We start from the raw sequence: 21,755 nt of genomic DNA on the forward strand, positions 1-21,755 counted from the left end.
GTATGTCTATTGTCGAAAAATTCGAGTTTGACGAGAAAACGGAGTTGAACGCGCCCCGGATGGAGAAAAATCCGTCGGATTACATCCTCGACTCAGCGCTTTACAACGCCGTCCGGGTGGCGATTCTGCTTAAACAACCGTTGCTGCTGACCGGCGAACCCGGTACCGGAAAAACCCGCCTGGCGGAAAAACTGGCAGCCGATCTCCACGCCGAATACCCGACCGAATATTTGAGTAAACCACTGGTGTTTAACACCAAAACCGTCTCGACTTCCACCGATTTATTTTACCTCTACGACGCATTGGGTCATTTTCATTCCACTCATTTCGACGCCGTAAAACCGGCCGAAAACCCCGCCGACGTTCCGGCGGGCAAGGTGGTTTCGCTTCCGGAAAAACCGCCCGTTCCCGAGGTTGCCCGGCACATCCGGCTTCAGGCGCTCGGTCAGGCAATTGTGCTGAGTAACCAGAGTCTGCTCGAAAAATGTCCGTACCTTCCCATGAAGGACATTGATACGTCGGTCGCCCGGAGTTCGGTGGTGCTGATCGATGAAGTCGACAAGGCTCCGCGTGATTTTGCGAATGATTTGCTCAATGAACTCGACCGGTTTCGGTTTCAGGTGCGCGAGGACGGCAACGAGGAATACGCCATCGGCACAAAAAACATTTTCGTCATCCTGACCAGCAATTCGGAGAAAAGCCTGCCCGATGCCTTCCTGCGCCGGTGTGTTTTCTACCACATTGAGTTTCCAAAGGCCGAGCAATTGCAGGAAATTGTTCTGAATCAGATTTTTAACAAAATGCCCGAGCTTCAGAACGATGAGACGAAGAAACGGGCCGTCAAACAGACTATCACTGACTACGTTAATTTTTTCGTGAGTGTTACCAGCCTGAGCCTGAAGAAGAAACCCGCCACGGCGGAGTTGATCAGTTGGATTTATTACCTGCGCGAAGACATTTTGAACGGGGATGCTCCGATGGCTTTGGAACCGCAAAAACGCCTGGCCAGCTACAGCATTCTGGCCAAACACGCCGAAGATCTGGAACTTTTAAAGACTCTGTAACGACCTTTTCGGGCGGCAATGATTCCTCCATCTCCCCAACGACCGTTGCCACTGGGCGAATTCCTCGAGCAGCTTCGGCTGGACGGTTTTGCCGTGACGCCCGACGTCTACGACCGTTGTTTCCGGATTGCCGATGCCTATTTTCCAAACGGTTTGAATAAAGGAGCTGACGCGACGCAACTCCGGGAGTTGCGGGAATTACTCGGTCCGGTGGTGGCTCGCTCTGAAAATGAACAGGACCAATTCGGAACGATCTTCAACCGGTTTTTCTCCGGTCAAATTTCGGCAGCGGAGATGCCCGAAGGCAAGCCGATTTCCCCCATCACCCCAAAACTTACCAGCCGGTTGTTCCAATACCTGGGCGCGAGTTTGGCCATTGTCGCCCTCATTGTTGGGTTGTATCTGGCGAATTCTCAGCATCCTAAAAAGGACGAAGGAGGCAGGCCGGACGATTCAACTACCACTCAGCCTACGGACCAGAACTGCGTTCTCAATGTGTCGGTGCAATCCATCGCAGGAAATACCGTAACATTTATTAACCGGAGTCCGGGGCTGAAACAAGGGTATCCATATCGGTGGAATTTTGGCGACAGCACAGAGTTGGTAAACTCGACTGATTCCGTAGTTTCTCATACCTTTTCTCCCTTGAACGAGTCGAGCGTTACAACCATTGGTTTGCGGGAAAAAGGTTGTAACCAAACGGTTCGGCTGACCAACTTCTCGACCAGTCATCACCGGACTTATCCGTCTTTTCCGCTTATAAAGGCTAAACCGGTGGTGCGGACTGTGTACCTGTTAAACTACTGGTATTTGCTGGCATTCGTGCTGCTAGGTTCGGGTGTGGTCGGGTTGATGCTGTACCGGTATTTCTTTTCCGACCAAAAAATCGAGCCCAGCAGTGGTCCGCCGTATTCCCTGACGTTTCCGGATCAGGAGAAAAACATCAAAGTGACCGACTCGATGGACGTCTGGGCGCGGCAACTGAATCAACGCGATGAAGGGCAACGGCAGATTATGGACATTTCCCGAACCATTCGGGCTACAGCGCGGATGGGCGGTTATCCCTCCATTTATTACCAGCAAATCAAGGTTCGTCCCCGCTACCTGGTGTTGATCGACAGCCGCTCGACCTTTCACCAGCAGGCCCGGCTGTATACCTACCTCAGCAAGGTGCTGGTGGCCGATGAAGTCGAACTCGAAACGTATTTTTTCAATACCGATCCGCGCACCTGCTGGAATGAAAAATACCCAAAAGGGTTGCCCCTCGGCGATTTGTACCGGTTTCACCGCGACTCCTACCTGGTTCTGATCACCGACGGCATCCGGCTGATCGATTATTCCAATGGCACCCTCAGCGCCTGGGTGAGCAATTTGCTCGGCAACTGGGAAAACCGCGCCCTCCTGACGCCGGTTTATCCCGAAAACTGGACGTACATCGAAGCCATTCTGACCCAATTTTTCATCGTTCTTCCGGCCACACCCGACGGTCAGTTACTCCTGCGCGATTATTTTCAACTCGGCGAATTGCCCACGTTTAAAGAATTAAGGCAGCGGTTTCAGGTCAATCCCGACGCCGTGCCTGATCGTGGTTTCTTCGGAAAGTCGGCGGAACAACTGAAAGAAGTCGATATCAATTCCTTTCTGGAAAACCCGTTCGATACAGAAAAACTGTCCGAACAGGAGGTCAACCGCCTGAAACAATGGGCGTATGCAACGGCGGTTTACCCCACTCCTACCTGGGAAATGACGCTTTCGATCGGGAAAGCGATTGAACAATATTACCGAACCGATGCGCTCGTGACGACAACGAATCTCTTGAAAATCACCGCGTTGCCGTGGTTACAACAAAGTAAAATACCGGATCAGCTTCGCCAGCAAATGCTCCAGCGTTTCCAGGAATTCCCGCCGGAACTCAAAAGCCGGATTCAGAACGAGGTGCTGGCATTGCTGGATTCGGTTAAAACAAGGCCGGGAAGTCTGGCCGAAGAAGAACGGCAATTGCACACCTACCAGGTCATGCTAACGGACGAAAAGCAGCGGCAGGCCGGTTTGCGCAACCTGGATGCTTACCAAAAAGCCGGTTTGATTCGGGACAAGGTTACCGATGGCGCGGTGTCGACGCATCGGCGTCAGCGGAGCCTTGCTTACCTGCTCTCGCTGGGCATCGTAGCGGTTTTGCTATACCTGCTGGGGACGCAAACACCCGCCGGAAAAGAGGGAACGCCATTGGCCGCGCTGGGCAAGCTGCTCTATTCCCGAAGCGATTCGACGGTTTCGGACAGTGCGCTGTTTTACAACAACCTGGCCGCATCGCTCCCGCTGGAAAGTCTGAAAAACCCGGACAGCCTGACGCGCATCCGCCGGATTGGTGAATCGCTTGGGTATCAGTTCCAACGCCCGCTGCCAAACCAACTGCCGACACAATCCGGTTACAGCATTCCGGTCAATCAATCCGAATTGTACAGTTTAAAATTGGTTTTTCTGCGGGCCTCCCTGCGCATCCGGAATTCTTTCGAAGCTCTCTACAACCTGCACGCGCTGCGGTACGAACGCAGCTCCATCGTCCAGAAAGGCTCGGATGAAGAATCTATTTTGGACTCCATTGCCCGGAAAATAGTCGCTCCCACCTCCTGGTATTCCGCACCCGGTTTTTTTCCGAAAGATTCATCGGTTATCGCTTTTCTTAAACTGCTGAACCAAAATCAGGCGCCAGATTCCCTGCTCAAACAGCTTGATTTGCTGGACAGTTACGGAGCGCACATGCGCTATGGGAATCAGTATAAGGACGGCATTGTCGGAGTCAGGACGCAGCAGGCCATCAACCGCACCAAACAGGAACTGGAAACTGCCCAAACCTCGGCCCGCTTTAATCGCGTCGTCCTGTATCTCCCTGAAGCTCCCCGCACCAAAAGTGTGCTGACGCTCCCGCTTCCCCGCCTAAATCTGTCAGCAAACCAGACCGACTCCCTCGCCCAGCTCGATGCCGCCTGGATTCGATTTGTGTTGGAAGGCACGACTTCCACAACCGTAACGTCGGAGCCGCCGGTTCCGGAAACGGCGGCCGGCATTCCGGGGGAGTACGGCGTTTTGGTGGGCGAACTAACGCAATACCAGACGATTGGCAATAAACTGTATCTCCTGGTTGAAGCGGGTTCTCAATCGTACCGGGTGTTTATTGGTCAGGAATCTACGCAGTCTGAACCAAATGCCGCGATCCGGCAGGAGCCCTACAAAAAAAGTAAATCCGGTTTTTCGATGGCGAAACCCAATTCATTCGACTCACCGGTTTTTGCCTTCGCGGAAGGCCAGATTCTGTCGAAACTGGATTCGTATCAGAAGGTAAGAGGCCGAAAACCAGGCTTTTATTCGCTGACGAAAACCCCGGATGCCGGGGCGCTGGACTACCTCCAGGCCGGTGGATTGTACCAGCAATTTAAGGTCGATCGGAACCGGAACATCGACGATGTCAGTACTTATATTACCAACGGAGGTTATTTACCAATCCGGATTTACGTCTGGGGAGCGCGCTGGAAACCCCAAACGACGGATCCGTATTTCAAATTGGGTCGTGACTTTTACGAAATAAATTACGTCCACCAGAATCAGGGTTCGCCGGAAACATCTTCAAACCGGAATGCGCCCTGGCAGGACGGCGGGGTGATTGTTGAAGCGAGCCCGAAAAATCCGCAAACGTTAAAAGCCGTTGCCCTGCGGTTTTCGTCGCAATCGACCAGTGTTGATAAAAAAGGCAATCCGACCAGCGGCAGCACGGGCGCTGCGTTTTAACGCTGATTTTCGCAAAACGGCTTCGACCGTGTCAGCCGCGTTTCTAAGCAAAATCCGTTTCGACGAATACGAACGGGCGAGCTGGTTTGCAAACAAATCGGAAATCGCCAAGCCGCATTTTGAAAAGCGGGGAATAAAAGCCGGTAAAACCACTTTTAATCGAGCAGATTCATCATTTATCCTCCTGTAATTTGCTGAAGATTCGGCGCATGGTTGACGGATCGACCGCATCCATATCCACTAATTTCAGTGACTTAACCATTTTAAGCGTCGAGGTTTTATACTTCTGGAAATGGGGCGTTTTTAAATGCTGCTCGTAATCCGCCCGGCTGGCGTACATTTCCAAAATTCGGATCTGAGTCGGATTTTCCTTTTGGTACATCGGAAAAATGGCAATCACTCCTTTTTCCAGTTTTACCGATGCGGCCGATTCTTCGGTCAGGATGGCTTTGTAGTCTTTCAGGTAAACCGGATCAATTTCAATTTCTGAAAGCCGCACCATCATTCCCGGTTGCTGGGCAGAAGCCGGGTGGTAACCAGCCCAAAAAACAAAAGCGATTAAACACAAAAGGATTGGATGTTGAGCCATTCTTTTCCATTCAGTATTTTGCCCGTTCATATCTTTTCAAATAAGTTTGTGTCTGCGATTAAATGCGATGAATAGCCTTACTGGTTTTTGTTCAGTTAGTATAAGCAAAATCCGCTGAATAACATACCGGCGGTTGCAAATTGAGTTGATAAAATCATCCTTTTTTCAGATATTCGCTTACCGGTTTTTACATAATTTATCGCCCGTTGGAGAGCGTAAAAACCGTCAACTCTTGTCAACTAATGCGGTTTCGCCGGATCTTTCAACATCCTTTGCTCCAATTCTCCAAGCGACGCATCTGGATTTTTATGGCACTGGTTTCCTGGTCGGTCCCCCTGGGGTTGTACAACTGGTTTGGCGACCGTTTTTTTTCCGACTGGCGCATTTGGTTACCGACCAGCCTCTTTGCTTACCTGGTTTGCCTGCTGCTGCTGATTATTCAGGAAAATCTGATTTTTCGGATCATGAAGCGGTTTCCCGAAATCCGGCAAACCCTGATACGCATCGGTTTGGAATTTCTGGTCTTCCTGTCGATTATCGGCGCATCCACGCTGGTTCCTTTCTACACCTTTCAATTCATTCCGTTTCTGGACTTTCATCCGGCGAGTATGGCCGCCAACAATTTGTGGCTAGGCACCTGCACAATCATTCTTTTTATCGGGTTATATGAAGGACTTTACTCGCTGGAGAGGTGGAAAGAAAACAGCGTTCAGGCCGAAATTTACAAACGCGAAGTTCTTCTGAATCAGCTGGATGTATTGAAGAACCAGATCAATCCGCACTTTCTTTTTAACAGCCTGAATGCACTTTCGTCGCTTATCAGCGAAGAGCCTCAACAGGCCGAAAAGTACGTGGACGAGATGGCGCGGGTGTACCGGTATTTATTGCAGACCAACGAAAACAACCTGACGACTCTGGAAAATGAAGTTGATTTTATCAAATCGTATTACCACCTCCTGAAGATGCGGTATCAGGCCGGAGTTTCGCTCGACATCGCCGTTTCGGCGCATTACCACGACCGGCAATTACCACCCCTGACGCTGCAATTACTGGTGGAAAATGCCGTCAAGCACAACCGGGTGCAGGCGAATAAACCACTCCATATTCAGATCGCCCTGACGCCCGACGGCTGGCTGCAGGTGCGTAACAACCTGCAAGCCAAAAACGTACGGGTGTTGTCAAACAAGGTCGGACTCACGAATATTAACGCTAAATACCGCTTGCTGGGCGAACCGGAACCCATCATTTCCGACCAGGGCGGTTTTTTCACCGTAACCCTGCCGTTGCTGGCTCCCGCCCGCGTTTAATCCGTTTCCAGGTAATTCAGGTCTTTTTTGAACGTTTCTTCCAGGAAGTACAGGGAAATCAGGGAAACGGCGATTGTCAGCACGCCAACCACAAGGGCGCTGTTCAGGGTGCCGATGTGTCCTTTACCGTAAACAAAGAGCGAAGTCAGCGGAATAACCGCTCCCCGGACAAAATTCGGAACGGTAGTTGCCACCGTCGCCCGCAGGTTAGTACCGAAAAGTTCGGCGGCAATCGTTACGAACAAGGCCCAGTATCCATTGAAAGCCCCGAGTAACATACAGATTACGTAAAAGACATTCAGATCTTTGATCGGAACCAGCAGGTAAACCAGGACGATCCCCAGCGAAACGACAATGAAACCGCCGATTACTTTTTTCCGACTCTGGAAATACTGACTCAGTAAACCGCTGCCAATGTCCCCAAAAACCTGTCCGGCAAAGGTTAGCATGACGGCTTTTCCGGCCACAACCGGCTCCGAAACGCCAATCGCCTGCGCAAACTCGGGTGAAAACGTGATCAGAATGCCCACGACGAACCAGATCGGCAAACCGACCAGAATGCATTGAATGTATTTGACCAGCCGCTTCCGGTTGCTAAACAGCATTTTCAGGTCACCCCGCTTCACCTGCCGTTCTTTCACCTTTTCAAAAATCTTCGATTCGAAAATGTTAACGCGCATCACCAGCAGCACCAGGCCCAAACCGCCCCCAACAAAATATGAGATGCGCCAGGCAAAAATATCGGCCACAAAATACGCCATGATGGCTCCCAAAACACCCATCGTGGCCACGATTGTCGTACCGTAGCCCCGGATTTGTTTCGGCAGGACCTCGGTTACCAGCGTTACCCCGGCCCCCAATTCGCCCGCCAGACCCAGACCGGCCACAAACCGCAACGCGGCATACTGGTCCAGACTGGTTACAAACCCGTTGCCGATGTTGGCTAATGAATAGATAAGAATCGAACCGAAAAGGACGGAAAGTCGCCCCCGTTTGTCGCCCAGAACGCCCCAGAAAATACCGCCGATGAGCATCCCGGCCATTTGCCAGTTCAGGAGGGCGATTCCTTCGGGCAATAGCTGGTCACCATCGACGCCAAGGGCTTTCAGGCTTGGCACGCGAACGACACTGAACAAAAACAAATCGTACATGTCCACCAAATACCCCAGCGCGGCTACAACGACCGGCAATTGAAGTAACTGGCTACTCAGGCTTTTCTCGGTTTTCGGTTGCTCAATCATTTTTATACGGTTTTGGGTTTACGGTTTTCAGTTTTCGGTGCGGTTCCCCGCCGGGACTGACGCATTCAATTCATTTTTCATTGTGAATTGTTCATTACCTCACTTCAGCCACCGAAAACTGAAAACCGAAAACCGAAATTATACTTGCTTCGGCAGTGCGTAAGGGGCGCGATATTGGCGGCTCAGGTGCGCATTGGCTTCGGAGTCGCCGATGAATTCTTCTTTTTTCGGATCAAATTTTAACTGCCGCCCCAGGCGGTAGGCGATGTTGCCGAGGTGCGCCAGACCAGAGGCCAGGTGGGCGGTTTCGACCGGACCGTTCAGCTTCGATTTGTCGCGCGCCCGCACGGCTTCGATGAAGTTCAGGAAGTGGTCCCCACCCGCGTGACCGGCCGGGCCGGGCGTACGCTCTTTGCCGAGAAAGGTCTTGTAATCATTATAGCCGTTGATGACCATGTAGCCTTTGTCGCCGTAGAACAGGTTGCCGACTTCGACGCCGTCTTCCTTGTTGGTCATCCAGGGCCGCACTTCAAACTGAATCACCTTGCCTTCTTTCGGGTAATTGTACGTAGAAGACAGCACTTCCGGCGTTTCCTTGCAGTCTTTCCAGAGGTATTTTCCGCCCGATGAGCTAATTTCTTCCGGTAAACCCACGTCCAGGCCCCACATCGCGAGGTCGGTTTCGTGAATTCCCTGGTTACCGATATCGCCGTTGCCGTATTCCCAGAACCAGTGCCAGTTGTAGTGAACGTAGTTTTTACTGAACTCCCGGGCTTTCGCTGGTCCCTGCCACAGATCCCAGTTCAGGCCTTCGGGAACAGGCCCGTTGCCCTGATTGCCGATGTCGGGCCGCCATTTGTAAACCAGTCCCCGCGCCATGTAAACTTTCCCGATCAGCCCGTCGCGCAGGAGCTTGATGGCTTCCTGAATAGCCGTCGAACTCCGCAACTGTACGCCATGCTGCACGATGCGATTGTATTTATTGGCCGCTTCGATCAGCTTTCGCCCTTCTTTCAGGTTGTGCGTACCGGGTTTTTCGACGTACACGTCCTTTCCAGCCTGACACGCCCAGATGGCTGCCAGCGCGTGCCAGTGGTTGGGCGTTGCAATGCTCACGGCGTCGATGTTCTTGTCGTCGTACACCTTGCGCAGATCCTGCTCGGTTTTCACCTTGCGCCCATACTTTTTCTCAAAATCAGCAGCACGTTGAGCTGCAACGACGTTATCCACATCGCAAAGCGTGACAACTTCCACGTTCGGCAGAGCGGAAAAATCGGAAATGTGGCTTTTCCCGCGTCCGTTGACTCCGATGACCGCGACCCGGATGCGGTCGTTGGCACCAAAAGCATGCGCAGGAATGATAGTGGGTAACCCCAGCACGGCCAGCGAACCGGTGGCTGCGGTTTTGAGGAAGGTCCTCCGGGAGTCGGATTGATTTTTCATTTTAAAGGAGTTTAGGAAATTTTAAAGAGTTGTATCGCAGAGTTGAGCGGAGAAAAAGGGAGTTAAGCGAAGTTTTTCACTAATTTCTCTGCGTAACTCTTTTTACTCCGCTCAACTCTGCGATACTACTTATTATAATCTCGGTAAGGTCATGCCGCCGTCGACCATGATGACTTGTCCGGTCGAATACGGGAAATCACCCCGGGCCAGCGCGGCAACCGCCCGGCCCACGTCGTCGGGGAATCCCCAGCGCTTCTGCACGGTCAATCCCTCTTCGATCAGTTTATCGTATTTCCCGATCACCCCCGCCGTCATGTCGGTACGAATGATGCCGGGTCGAACTTCAAAAACCGGTATGTCAAATTCACCCAAGCGGGCGGCAAACAACTGCGTAGCCATGCTCAAACCGGCTTTCGCAACGCAATATTCACCCCGATTCACCGAAATGACCGTAGCCGAAATAGAGGACACATTGACGATCGATCCCGTAAAATCCGGCGAATCCGTCTTCTGCTGCACCATCCAGTTGGCGGCAGCCTGCGTCAGAAAGTAAGCACCCTGCAAATTAGTACCCAAAACGTGCTCAAAACTCTCCTCCGTGGCCTCCAGAATATCGCGTCGCTCTTTCGGCGCTACCCCCGCATTATTTACTAATACGTTCAACCGGCCAAAATGGACCTTTATTTGGTCCATCATTCGGGCGCGGTCTTCGCGAGCGGCAATATCACCCTGGCAATAAATCACATCGGCATCCAGTTCCCGCAAACCGGCCAATGCTTCTCCGACGGCTTCCTCCGGTCGTACACCGTTGATTGCCAGATCAAAACCGGCCTTCGCCAGGTGTTCCGCAATCCCGTACCCAATTCCCCGGCTCCCACCGGTTACAAACGCAACTTTTTTCATGGAGGAGAACCTGCATGGTCTTCAAGACCTTACAGGTTTGGATTAGATCTTTATATTAGCTTTAACTTACATATAAACCTGTAAGGTCTTGGAGACCTTACAGGTTTATAAATTAATCCTATTATAGTTCAGGAACATCGACCCAGCAGCGTTTTTCCCAGCTATCCAGTCCCAATTCGGCGAGTTGAACGCCTTTGGCACCTTCCCGCAAATCCCAGGGGAACGGCTCATCTTTCACGACGTGCTTCAAAAATAATTCCCACTGGACTTTGAACGCGTTGTCAAAAACTTCCTGCTCCGGCACTTTCGCCCAGCCTTCAAAAAACTTGATCGGCTGCTCGATATCGGGATTCCAGACCGGTTTGGGCGTGTTTCCGTAGTGCTGAATGTAACACTCCCGCAACCCCGCCACGGCCGAGCCTTTGGTGCCATCAACGTGCAACGTCAACAGGTCGTCGCGACGAACGCGGGTGGTCCAGGACGAGTTGAATTGCGCAACTACGCCCCCTTCCAATTCAAAGGTCGCATAGGCTGCATCGTCGGCGGTGGCCACGTACGATTTTCCCTGTTCGTCGATGCGCTCGGGGATGTGCGTCGCGCCCAGACACGATACGGATTTTACTTTACCGAACACATTATCAAGCACATACCGCCAGTGGCAAAGCATGTCGACGATGATTCCGCCGTCGTCTTCCTTGCGGTAATTCCACGACGGGCGCTGTGCCGGAATCGTGTGGCCTTCAAAAACCCAATAGCCGAATTCGCCCCGAACGGAGAGGATTTTGCCGAAGAAATCATTCTGAATCAGGCGTTTCAGTTTCAGCAAACCGGGCAACCAGAGTTTATCCTGAACGACGCCGTTTTTCAATCCGGCGGCTTTACAGAGTTCGTACAGTTCCAGCGCAACTTCCGTGCTGACCGCCGTCGGTTTTTCGCAGTAAACGTGTTTTCCGGCCGCAACGGCTTTCCGAACTCCTTCGGCCCGGCGACCGGTGGTCTGGGCGTCGAAATAAATGATATTGTGGGGATCGGCCAGGGCTTCATCGACGTTGGTCGTCATTTTCTGAACGCCCGAAAGCTGACAGAGTTTTTCCAGTTTATTGACATCGCGACCCACCAGGATCGGGTCCGGCATGATCACTTCGTCTGCTCCTACCCGAACGCCCCCCTGTTTGATGATGGCGGCAATGGAGCGAAGCAGGTGCTGGTTGGTACCCATCCGGCCGGTTACGCCGTTCATGATAATACCGATTTTGTGTTCTTTCACTTTTCCTTGGATGGCTTAATGGTTAAAAATGGTTGAAATGGCTGGGCGGTCTTTGGTGGTTACGCAGTTATTTGCTTATTGTTTACGGTTTCAAAATCTGCACAACTGACTTGTAATCAGTAGGTCAAGTGTAAAATCATAAACTCTAAGAAACTGTCTAAAATTGCCCCCAACCCCCTAAAGGGGGCATTAATCGGCATTTCAAAGCCCCCTTTAGGGGGTTGGGGCAGACCGAAAAAAGGGGAAATCTGAATTTTAGACAGTCTCCAAACCTTAAACTATTTTTATGAATGGTATAAATAACCGTGTTTGATTTTCTCCAGAAACTCCGCCTGATCTTCAGCCCAGTACCGATTCGAAAAAATTTCGACTTCGTTAAATCCGTTAAAACCGGCAGCCTCCACCCAGCTCCGAATCTGACGGACGTTGATGCAGCCTTCGCCCATTAACCCCCGGTCATTGAGCAGGTCGAGTGTTGGCGTTTTCCAGTCACAAATGTGAAAAGCGTATAAATGGCCATTTTTACCGCATCGGGCTATTTCCTTTTCCAGATCGGGATCCCACCACAAATGATAGACGTCCACAGCAACGCCCACAAACGGCGAATTCAACTCCTCCGCCATGTCATTGGCCTGACCTAACGTGTTGATAGCCGAGCGGTTATCCGCATACATCGGATGTAAAGGTTCAATGGCCAGCCGAACGCCACTGGCTTCGGCATGGGGCATTAAAGCCGCAATGCCATCCCGGATCTGCTTGCGGGATTCGGTCAGCGGTTGGCCCGGTACGGCCCCGCAAACCAGTACGACGTGGGGCGCTCCGAGTTCGGCGGCTTCGTCGATGGCCCGGCGGTTGTCGTCGATCGCGGCTTGCCGCCCGGCGGCTTCCAGATTCGGGAAAAAACCGCCCCGACACAGGGACACGATGCTCAGGTTATGGTCACGCAGCAGTTGTCCGATTTGGTAAATATTGCGATTGGCGAGGGCGTCGCGCCAGACCGTGATGCCGCCGATCCCGCTCATCGCAAAGTGTTCGGCGGCTTCTTCCACCGACCAGGGTTTGGTCGTAATCGTGTGAACGCACAATTTGGAGAAGTCGCGAAATGACGGCTCCGGGGCTACGGATTGCGGGTTTCCGATCATGACAGCGCTCCGAAGAAGGTGTAATATTTTTCGTTATTCAGCGTCCGCTGGAGATACAGCGCCACTTCGCGGGCGTGGTAATCGCCCCACATGCTCGACTCTCCGTAGGGAATTTTGCTGCCTTCCGGCACATAATCCCAGCCGTTGGGCCGGTGATAGATCGAATGCAGAATCAATCCCTGGTGGTTGGGATCGGTGCTAAGATACGGTTCTTTAAATAACGAATCTAACACCGTTAATCCGGCCTGCCAGTATTTCTGACCGGTTTCGGTGTCTCCTTTTTCGTTCAGGTATTTACCCAGACGAAGCAGTCCCTGCGCTCCAATGGCAGCCGCAGAGCTGTCAACCGGTTCAAAATTGTTGTACGGATCGGCGGGCCGGTCGAGGTAATTGCCCATCAGCGCCAGACCCGGTGCACCGGTGTCCCAATAAGGAATGCCGTCGATGGGTGTATGTTCGATGTAAAAATCACAGGTGGCTTTTCCGGCCTTCAGCATATACGCTTCCACAGCTTCGCGACCGCCAAACGGTTGCAGATCCGCATCGTCCAGCACTGTCAGGTATTCGAGTTGCTCGGCAAAACCGCACATCGCCCAGGCCAGACCGCGCGTCCAGGTCGTAAAGCCGGTGTAGCCCTGCTGGGAATTAGGGCAGCGGAAATTGCCGTCTTTGGTATTGAAAACGCTTTCGTGCGCCGTGCGACCCCAGATGTCGTAGATGTCGCGCCCTTCGCCATAGAAAACGGAATAGTCGGCGGTGGCTTTCATGTGCTGCAGCGCCCGGTCCAGCAGGTTGATTTTCAGATCACCTTCGCCCTGAAAAACGTGGCCCAAACTGTAGCTCAGCACCACCGCCCGGCATGACCGGATGGTGTCGACAAAAAGCGAATGCGGACCATTAAACGAGTGAATAAAACCGCCGGTTTTGACAGCCGTCCAGCGGCTGGCCTGAACCGCGCCGGAAATTTTGAGGGCCAGTTCGTAGAAATTCTTTTCCCAATCGTCAAATTCCACTTTGCCTTCGTTCATTAGCCGCAGCAGGTTACCGTAGGTACTGACGTTGTTGAAGCCGTGGTCGTGAACACCAATGTGGCTGATGTGGGGCGCCATCGCGTTCAGCGTTTTTTCCCGGCCCATCGCCAGAAATGCCGAATCGCCGGTGGCGTCGAACTGCAGAATGGCCGAGCCATACTGAAAGCCCTGGGTCCACTCGGTCCAGCCGCGGGTAGTGTATTGGCCCTTCGCCGTAAAAACCGGTGAGCCTTTTGCGGCATCGTATTGGGCGTCGATCAGATTGATTTTTTGAGCGGATAGGTCCCAGAACTGGTTGAGACGATTTTTGAAGTCAGCCGGTTGAAGGGCGTTGTTAATTTGAATCATTGGTCGGAAACAAAAACGAAGGAAGTCGGTTGAATTACCGGTAAAAGACAAAACCGGTGTTTACATACCGGTTTTTGCCAAAAATAAGTTGCTGGTTGGTAATTAACCGGCTGATCTCAAAGCCACTCCCAGGCGCTATGGTATGTATTATGAGTCTCGGCGTAGGTTATAAAATCGGCGTAGAACGGCAGACTCGCCAGCGTGGCGCTGTCGCCAACCACCACCAGTTTTTTGCGGGCGCGGGTCATGGCCACGTTCATCCGCCGAATGTCCGCCAGAAAACCGATCTCCTGCTGATCATTGCTACGGGTCATTGAAATATACACAATGTCGCGCTCCTGCCCCTGAAAACTATCGATGGTGTTGGCCGAAATTTTAGCCAGATAAGGCTGCAGGTCCGGCGCGTGGAGCAACTGTTCGTTCAACACATTTAGCTGCTGCTTATAGGGCGAAATAACCGCAATTGTCGGAAAATCCGTCGGCGCATAAAATGGTGCAAGCTCAGTAACGACCTGGGTTAAGTGTTTGATTAACAGGGCTGCTTCTTCCGGATTGGTGGAACTGGTTCCTTCAAGTTTTTCCTCAAAACCGCAGCCCGCCGTATCGATAAAAAGCAGGGCACTGTCGCCCGGAAACAATTCATGTGTCGCCACCGACGCGTGGGCTTTGAGCTGGCTGCCGTAAAATACCTTCGACGAATAACCCATGATTCGCTCGTGCATCCGGTATTGTTCGTCGAGCAAACTGACGGACTCGGGATGCAGCAACACGCATTTTTCCAGTAAAGTCGTGCTCAGTCCTTTGCGGGCCGCTTCCGCCGATTTAATGGTTGGCGGCAATTGACAGTGATCACCCGCCAAAATCAGCTTCTGCGCTTTCAGAATCGGTATCCAGCAGGCCGGTTCCAGCGCCTGCCCGGCTTCGTCAATCACCACCGTGTGAAACGTCAGATTACGAATCATGTACTGGTTCGATCCGACCAATGTAGCAGTAATCACCTGTGCCTTCGCCACCAGATCGTCGATGATGTATTGTTCGGTGTTTCCTACATCTTTCATAATCCGATGTGCCTCATCGAACAGGGCCTTGCGCTGGTCGCGTTCGGCCTTGCCAAACTGACGCTTGTATTTATGCGCCATGTTTTTGAACTCATTGGCCTGTTTTTTAAGCTTTTTAGCCTCTTTCATCAGGGGGTGATCGGCCATCTTCTGATCCAGCGTGAGTGCCGTCAGCCGTTCCGAAATGCGGGCCGGATTACCAATCCGGAGCACATTAATCCCTTCGTCGTGTAATTTTTCGCTTAGCAGATCGACGGCGGTATTGCTCGGAGCAACCACCAATATCTTCTGATGATCCTGCCGGATCAGGGTTTTAATGGCCTGCACCAGCGTGGTCGTTTTGCCGGTTCCCGGAGGTCCGTGAACGATCGCCAGTTCATTGGCCGCCCGGATTTTTTCCACCGCCCGGTTTTGGCTGTCATTCAATCGTGGATTGTTGATTTGGGGCAGATCCGGGTGAAAAGTTGGCGATTTCTGCCCCGTTAAAATGTTCACCAAGCGGTTTTGCGAGCTTTCGGCGAGGGAATTGGCCGCTTTCAAGGCCTCCTGCATCTCGTCGTAACTCTTATCGTCAAAAAGCATTTCCACGCCCAGCTTGCCATCGCGCGACCACTCGGGCAACTCATCGGTCAGCAAGGTGATTTTCAGGCGGTTTCCGCTCTGGTAAGTGATTGTGCCTTCAACGCGATCCTTTTGCGGATCGTGGTTGCTGAAAAACAGCGCGGGCAATCCGGCGCGAAGCTGGTGCGGAACGTCGTGGTGAGTGGTACGCTCCACTTCTACGGTCAGGTAATCGCCCCGACTCAATTCCGAACCCCGAATGGCGATCGGGTACCACGTCAGTCCGTTGGCCCGGCGTTCGGCAATGGAAGTGGTTTCGGTGAGTTTACGGTATTGGTTCCGGTCTTCTTCCCGTTCCGTTTTGAGTAAATCGAGCAGATTTTTAAAATAATCCATTTACAAAGGTAATGGATTGAAACGGGATGGCGGTTTTTCGTGAACGGTATCGTTAACTTGGCTTAAAGATCAGAACTTGCAGCCTTAATTCATTTGAACAGAACCCGTTATCCACCACTCAACCCGTTAGATACGGACATAAAGTCCGCGCGTACAACAAATCAACCATGAACACCACGTTTTTTCTGGTCCTTCTGTTTGTTGCAGCCTACAGTTCGGCCTATTCGCAACAGGAACCTCCGCAACAATCCCTGAATCACTACGTTGCCTTTCTGAACCAGTCGGCCGAGGTGGTTTTTGACCGGTTTCAGATTTTACAGTCCTATTATGCCGCCACGCAGCAATACCGCACCAACTCCTCGGTTTTGCTGCGGCTGCCCTCATCGGGCCCTCTCGAAGAATATTATTATAGAAAAGCCCTCGAAACCGCTCATTCCGGCCTAAATCCACAGGAAATCAAGCAATTAAATAACGAAGCTCTGGCGCTCTGGCAGTTGCTCGAAACCTTCGACCAGTCGGGGAAAGCGTTGGAAACCTACATCCGGCTGAAAGACTACCAGCGCGACGAATTGAAAAAATCGGATGCGCTGCTGGCCGATCTGCAGAAGCAGGTAGGTCAGATCAGCCGGAAACGGGATGCGTTTTACCGCCAGATTCAGCGAATTTATCGCCAGCACCAACCTTATGACGCCAACGATCCTTACTTGAAAATGGAGCGCGCTATGGTGCAGATTCTGAATCGGGAAAAGCAGACGCTGGCGCTGTGGCCGTATGCATTCAATGAAGGAAACCGGTCCGACTGGCCGGTCGACAGCATTCGGGAAAGCATGCTGAAAGACGCCGAACTCCTGGCCGGTTTTAATTCGGCGGCTACCGGCATCGATTACCCGGCTTCGAGTATGGTCGGCTCGTTTAAAAATGCCCTGCAAGCCATTCTGGACCTGAAACAAAATGCGATCAACGATTACACCTTTGCGGCCAGGCAGTCGGCGTGTCACGGCAATGCGGTTTACCTGAACCTGATCAATCATTACAACATCGACCTCCTGTCGTTTTACCACGAATTTGTCAAGTACAGCTCGTCGGCGAAACGCTTACTGGACTTCCCCAGTTTCTGTCCGGTTTTTGTGCTGGAATCAACGGCGAACAGCTCGCCGAAAATCGCCCGCACGGAACCGTTTAAAGACATTCCACTGATTCCGTTTAAAACCAAACTGTCGACGGCCCCAGCCTCGGAGGCCACTTTTCACGCACTGAACGCGTACGTCGACTTCATCAATGAATCGCTGCGGCAAATGAATCACCTGCAGGTTCAGGTGCGCAACTATCAGTCGTCGGCGGAACACCACCGCAATCCGGACCCCAACCGTCGGCGCGGCCAACTGACGTATTCTCATGCCGATTATAAAATTCCGGCTGCAGATTACCAGCTTCTGCTCGGTGGCAGCAAGTCAATTCCCGATATTTATCGGACATCGATCAATGCCCAGACCGAAGTGCTGATGAATATTTTAAAGGAAATGGATGGGTTGAGTATCGAACTGATTACCTACACGCAGGAAAAGCAATATGAACAGAATGGCCTGAAACGGTCCGATGCGATTTTGGATCGTTACGCGCAGCTGTTCAACACGTTTGATGAAAAAAAAGAACAGTTGTATACCGACGTCCGCCGGATTCACGAAAGTTATAAACCGGCCAATCCGACCAGTTCCTGGATCGTTTCCGGGCAGAAACTGATCAAAGCCATCGACGATACCAAGGCGGTGTTATTCGGGATTCGGTCGTTTTACAAAGGCGAAACGGCGCAATTACCAGAAACCGAAAAACTGGAAGCCGACCGACGATCGCTCATTACGGATCAGTACAAAAACCTGAAAGGACTAACCCGGTACGGCCGCAACAACGGTCTTTGCCCGTATTCGCCCTACGAAGATCTGGCCGAAAATACCGGACGGTTTGCCGAAAATGTTAAACATGCCAAACCGGTTCCGGCCTACGGATCGCATCCGTACGAATCCTTTTATTATTTCTACAACAACGAACTGGTTTATCAGTACAATAAATTCAGCGAACTGGCCAAAACCGGGGTTCTGAAAACGATCCAGGAACCCAATGTCTTTGCTTTTCAGCGCCTTAATCCGCCTAAACCGGGTGCATCTTCGACTTTAAAAACCGAAGCCTCAGCCCCGAAACCGGTCGTTCCGATGGCGGAGAAACCGGAACCGGTAACGCCTAAACCGGCCAATCCGGCGCCGACGGTAGCCGCTCCCACCCTGGAAGGTTTTGCCTCCAATCACCTGATTTTACTGCTCGATGTATCGGCGTCGATGGATTCGCCTTACAAAATGCCGTTATTGAAAAAATCCATAAAGTCCCTACTTCCACTCCTACGGTCCGAAGACCAGGTTTCAATTGTTGTTTATTCGGGCAAAGCCAAAATAGTTTTACAACCCACTTCCGGCACCAAAACCGCCGAAATTACCCAGGCCATCGATCAGCTCCGCTCCACGGGCGAAACCGACGGGAACGACGGCATCCGAACGGCTTACAAACTGGCCGACAAACACTTTATTCCCTCGGGCAATAACCGGATCATTCTGGCCACCGACGGCGAGTTCCCGATCAGCGATTCAGTTTATGAACTTGTCGGACAATCGGCCCATAAAGAGATCAATCTTACAGTGTTAACCTTTAGTCGAAATGAAATTAATTCGGCAAACTTGCGAAAGCTAGCGACCTTAGGGCAAGGCAGTTACGAGCATGTTACTGAATCAAAAGCTCAGTTACAAATGATTCTGGAAGCGCAGGCGAAAAAATTGCCCTAGTTCTTCGTTGGCCAGCTCACTCAAAGGATTAATTTCTCCTTTTTAAATTCCTAACTCTAACCCTTACCTGTCTCATGTCTGCCCTGCAAACCGATGCTGAGCGCGAGTACAACGCCCGGCCCGACACGCTTGATTTTCGCGATAAAATTTACGTTCCTAACCTTTACGAAGTCCCAACGCAGATCGATCTGGAAGAATACAAATATTGGAAAGTTCCTATTTTGGATCAGGGGCGGGAAGGTGCCTGCACCGGTTTTGGTCTCGCCACCGTTGCCAATTATCTTCTGCGCCGACGGAAAGTGGTGCCCGATCCAAACAGGGTAAGTCCGCGAATGCTCTATGAAATGGCCCGGCGTTACGACGAGTGGCCGGGGGAAGATTACAGCGGTTCGAGTGCGCGGGGAGCAATGAAAGGCTGGCACAAACACGGCATTTGCGGAGATGACTGCTGGCCTTACGAATCGTCGGCAAAAAACGAGCGCCTGACCGAAAAACGAACGAGCGATGCACGAAAACGTCCTTTGGGAGCGTATTACCGGGTGAATCACAAAGACTTAGTGGCGATGCACACCGCCATGGCTGAAGTGGGCATTCTGTACGCGACCGCCAGTGTTCATACGGGATGGAAGAACGTCGGTACAAACGGAGTCATTGAATGGCAGGACCAAAAGCTGGGTGGACACGCATTCGCCATCGTTGCATATGACGAGAATGGTTTCTGGATTCAGAACTCCTGGGGCGAAACCTGGGGCAAAGACGGTTTTGGGTTAATTTCGTACGATGACTGGCTAATGAACGGTTCAGATGTCTGGGTAGCGCGGCTGGGCGCGCCGGTCATGCTATCGAAACCCCAATCCATCGCGATCAGCAACTCGGCTACTTCCGGCAAGTCCAATGCCTATGCCTTTTCTGAGTTACGCCCTCACATCATCAGCATCGGCAACGACGGAAAATTAAACGGTGGCGGCAGCTTTGGTACGTCTGCCGAAGAGGTAGAAACCATTTTCATGGAAGACTTCCGGGAGAAAACCGCCGACTGGTCCCGGAAACGGCTCCTGTTGTACGCGCACGGTGGATTGGTGGGCGAAGATGCCGCCGTTCAGCAATTGGCCGATTACCGACCAGCCCTCCTGGATGCGCAGGTTTATCCGGTTTCGTTTATCTGGCACACCGATTTCTGGACAACCACGACCAATATTCTGCAGGATGCCCTGAAACGCCGTCGCCCGGAGGGGATTCTGGACTCCAGTAAGGATTTTATGCTGGACCGGCTCGATGATGCCCTGGAACCGGTTGCCCGGCTGCTGATGGGGAAGATGCAATGGGGCGAAATGAAGGAAAATGGCCTGTTGGCGACCAATAAATCGAACGGCGGTGCGCGAATTGCATTGCAATACATTGCCGAACTAGCCAAAGATCCGAAGGTGGAAATCCACGTGGTCGGCCACAGCGCTGGTAGCATTTTTCACGCTCCACTTATTCAGGCCATCACTACCGAACTGAAATTGAAGATTGAATCCTGCGCGCTCTGGGCTCCGGCCTGCACAGTCAAGCTCTTTAAAGAAGCATATTTACCAGCAATTAACAGCAAGAAAATCAATCGGTTTGCCTTGTACACACTCACCGATGAAGCGGAGCAGGATGACAATTGTGCGAAAATTTACAACAAGTCTTTGTTGTATCTGGTGTCAAATGCATTCGAAAATAAACCGCGTATTCCATTGTTCCGCGATGGAGAACCGATTCTGGGAATGGCCAAATTCGTGATGAAAGACCCCGAGTTAGCTAAACTCTTCAAGTCGAAAAATGCAGATTGGGTTCAGTCGCCCAACAACGAGATGAAAGATCCGAAAAGTAAGTCCACCTCTCGTCACCATGGCGATTTTGATAATGACCGATCGACCGTCGAATCGACGCTGGCCCGCATCCTCGACTCCTCCAAACCCGACCTCAATGCCGAGCTGATCTTCACCAGTTCCGCTTCCTCGAACCTTGAAAAACGGCAGCAATTGATGAAGTAAGCCGGTCATTTATGTGTAAAAGGGCGGTTTTACACACGAATACGATTTATACTCCCGAGGCAAAATCCGTTTCGGTGGTATAAATCGTATCTTACTTGTATAACTAGGGTGCCGGAATAGGACAGAAAAAATGGTGTGGATAAGCAAAAACGCCCTGAAAGAATTCTGAGTTGATTAAGCTGCCTGCGACAAAAACCGCTGCTCCAGCAATTGCGGATGTTCATACCGGTTTCCCAAGATCCTAAGTTGGCGGGCGTGCAGGGCGCTAAGCGAAAAAGCCGGAAACTCGCCGGTTCCCAGCGGTTGAAACAACGCATAGCCGCAGCGATGACTCGACCAGCCAATCTCGAAAATCCGACCGTCCCACTCCACCAGATCGTTTTCGTACAGCAAAATCCCCTGCCGGTCTGCTTGGCCGATGGTACGCATCAAGCGCCAGTTGAATGCGGCTTGTGGCACCTCTTCATTGAACGAGGAAACCTGACTCACTAGCGAAATAGCCTCTTGAAGCCAGATGGTCAGATAGGGCTCTGGGGTCATGGGCAGCCCGGCCATGTAGAGCATTTTCTGGCCGTCCCAAATACGAGATTGGATGGGTTGCATTGTCCTTTTTTATAATTTAGTTATACTATAACTTCTAGCAAATATATGTTATAAATGTCAAATTAAGAAACTAAAAGTAGCTTACTTATATCATTTTTAACCTATTTAGTATACGGTATTGGGTAAACAGTAAATCGAACACCGCAAATATTGGATGAAATTGCGTC

Annotated in this window: 14 protein-coding genes; 5 read left to right on the top strand and 9 right to left on the bottom strand. The window is 51.7% G+C overall.

The genetic code is table 11. The features are described from left to right. The first annotated feature begins 2 nt into the window (after window positions 1-2). Both GJJ30_RS15525 and GJJ30_RS15530 read left to right on the top strand, forming a co-directional pair. A complete protein-coding gene (locus tag GJJ30_RS15525) occupies window positions 3-1,064 on the top strand; it encodes an AAA family ATPase (RefSeq protein WP_154176080.1) in 1,062 nt (353 codons plus the stop codon). An 18-nt stretch (window positions 1,065-1,082) separates the two neighbouring features. Next, the gene (locus GJJ30_RS15530) at window positions 1,083-4,850 is read left to right on the top strand and encodes a DUF2278 family protein (RefSeq protein WP_154176081.1); all 3,768 of its coding nucleotides are present in this window, start codon (window positions 1,083-1,085) and stop codon (window positions 4,848-4,850) included. Window positions 4,851-5,022: 172 nt separating this feature from the next. On the opposite strand, the gene GJJ30_RS15535 is transcribed toward GJJ30_RS15530, so the two are convergent. Then, window positions 5,023-5,439, bottom strand: coding sequence for a putative quinol monooxygenase (locus GJJ30_RS15535; RefSeq protein WP_229313153.1), 417 nt, complete (start codon window positions 5,437-5,439; stop codon window positions 5,023-5,025). 272 nt (window positions 5,440-5,711) lie between these two features. On the opposite strand from GJJ30_RS15535, the gene GJJ30_RS15540 reads away from it, so the two are divergent. Continuing rightward, window positions 5,712-6,746, top strand: coding sequence for a sensor histidine kinase (locus GJJ30_RS15540; RefSeq protein ID WP_205880569.1), 1,035 nt, complete (start codon window positions 5,712-5,714; stop codon window positions 6,744-6,746). Here the strand turns inward: GJJ30_RS15540 and GJJ30_RS15545 are convergent. The 7 genes from GJJ30_RS15545 to GJJ30_RS15575 all read right to left on the bottom strand — a co-directional run bounded on the left by GJJ30_RS15545 (window position 6,743) and on the right by GJJ30_RS15575 (window position 16,136). Next, window positions 6,743-7,987, bottom strand: coding sequence for an MFS transporter (locus tag GJJ30_RS15545; protein ID WP_154176083.1), 1,245 nt, complete (start codon window positions 7,985-7,987; stop codon window positions 6,743-6,745). The genes GJJ30_RS15540 and GJJ30_RS15545 overlap by 4 nt on opposite strands. 138 nt (window positions 7,988-8,125) lie before the next feature. Then, window positions 8,126-9,430: a Gfo/Idh/MocA family oxidoreductase gene (locus tag GJJ30_RS15550; RefSeq protein WP_154176084.1), complete on the bottom strand. Its 1,305-nt coding sequence runs from the start codon at window positions 9,428-9,430 to the stop codon at window positions 8,126-8,128. A 132-nt stretch (window positions 9,431-9,562) separates the two neighbouring features. Then, window positions 9,563-10,333 (bottom strand): 3-ketoacyl-ACP reductase, encoded by a 771-nt coding sequence (locus GJJ30_RS15555; protein WP_154176085.1) that lies wholly within the window; start codon window positions 10,331-10,333, stop codon window positions 9,563-9,565. Window positions 10,334-10,454: 121 nt separating this feature from the next. Further along, window positions 10,455-11,600, bottom strand: coding sequence for a Gfo/Idh/MocA family protein (locus tag GJJ30_RS15560; RefSeq protein ID WP_310588316.1), 1,146 nt, complete (start codon window positions 11,598-11,600; stop codon window positions 10,455-10,457). A 284-nt stretch (window positions 11,601-11,884) separates the two neighbouring features. Continuing rightward, the gene (locus GJJ30_RS15565) at window positions 11,885-12,742 is read right to left on the bottom strand and encodes a sugar phosphate isomerase/epimerase family protein (protein WP_154176087.1); all 858 of its coding nucleotides are present in this window, start codon (window positions 12,740-12,742) and stop codon (window positions 11,885-11,887) included. Continuing rightward, entirely contained in the window at window positions 12,739-14,121 is a 1,383-nt protein-coding gene (locus GJJ30_RS15570) for a glycoside hydrolase family 88 protein (protein WP_154176088.1), read from the bottom strand. Before GJJ30_RS15570 ends, GJJ30_RS15565 begins: the two co-directional genes overlap by 4 nt. Before the next feature lie 116 nt (window positions 14,122-14,237). Further along, window positions 14,238-16,136 carry an AAA domain-containing protein gene (locus GJJ30_RS15575; protein ID WP_154176089.1) on the bottom strand — a complete coding sequence of 633 codons (1,899 nt, stop codon included), beginning with the start codon at window positions 16,134-16,136 and terminating at the stop codon, window positions 14,238-14,240. A gap of 167 nt (window positions 16,137-16,303) precedes the next feature. Between GJJ30_RS15575 and GJJ30_RS15580 the strand changes: the two genes are divergently transcribed. Then, a complete protein-coding gene (locus GJJ30_RS15580) occupies window positions 16,304-18,964 on the top strand; it encodes a vWA domain-containing protein (protein WP_154176090.1) in 2,661 nt (886 codons plus the stop codon). A 74-nt stretch (window positions 18,965-19,038) separates the two neighbouring features. Next, window positions 19,039-20,985 carry a C1 family peptidase gene (locus GJJ30_RS15585; RefSeq protein WP_154176091.1) on the top strand — a complete coding sequence of 649 codons (1,947 nt, stop codon included), beginning with the start codon at window positions 19,039-19,041 and terminating at the stop codon, window positions 20,983-20,985. A gap of 174 nt (window positions 20,986-21,159) precedes the next feature. Here GJJ30_RS15585 and GJJ30_RS15590 read toward each other — a convergent pair whose 3' ends face one another. Then, window positions 21,160-21,588: a YopX family protein gene (locus tag GJJ30_RS15590; protein ID WP_154176092.1), complete on the bottom strand. Its 429-nt coding sequence runs from the start codon at window positions 21,586-21,588 to the stop codon at window positions 21,160-21,162. Window positions 21,589-21,755: the final 167 nt, after the last annotated feature.

The organism is Larkinella terrae (genome assembly GCF_009668025.1).
Lineage (GTDB): Bacteria > Bacteroidota > Bacteroidia > Cytophagales > Spirosomataceae > Larkinella > Larkinella terrae.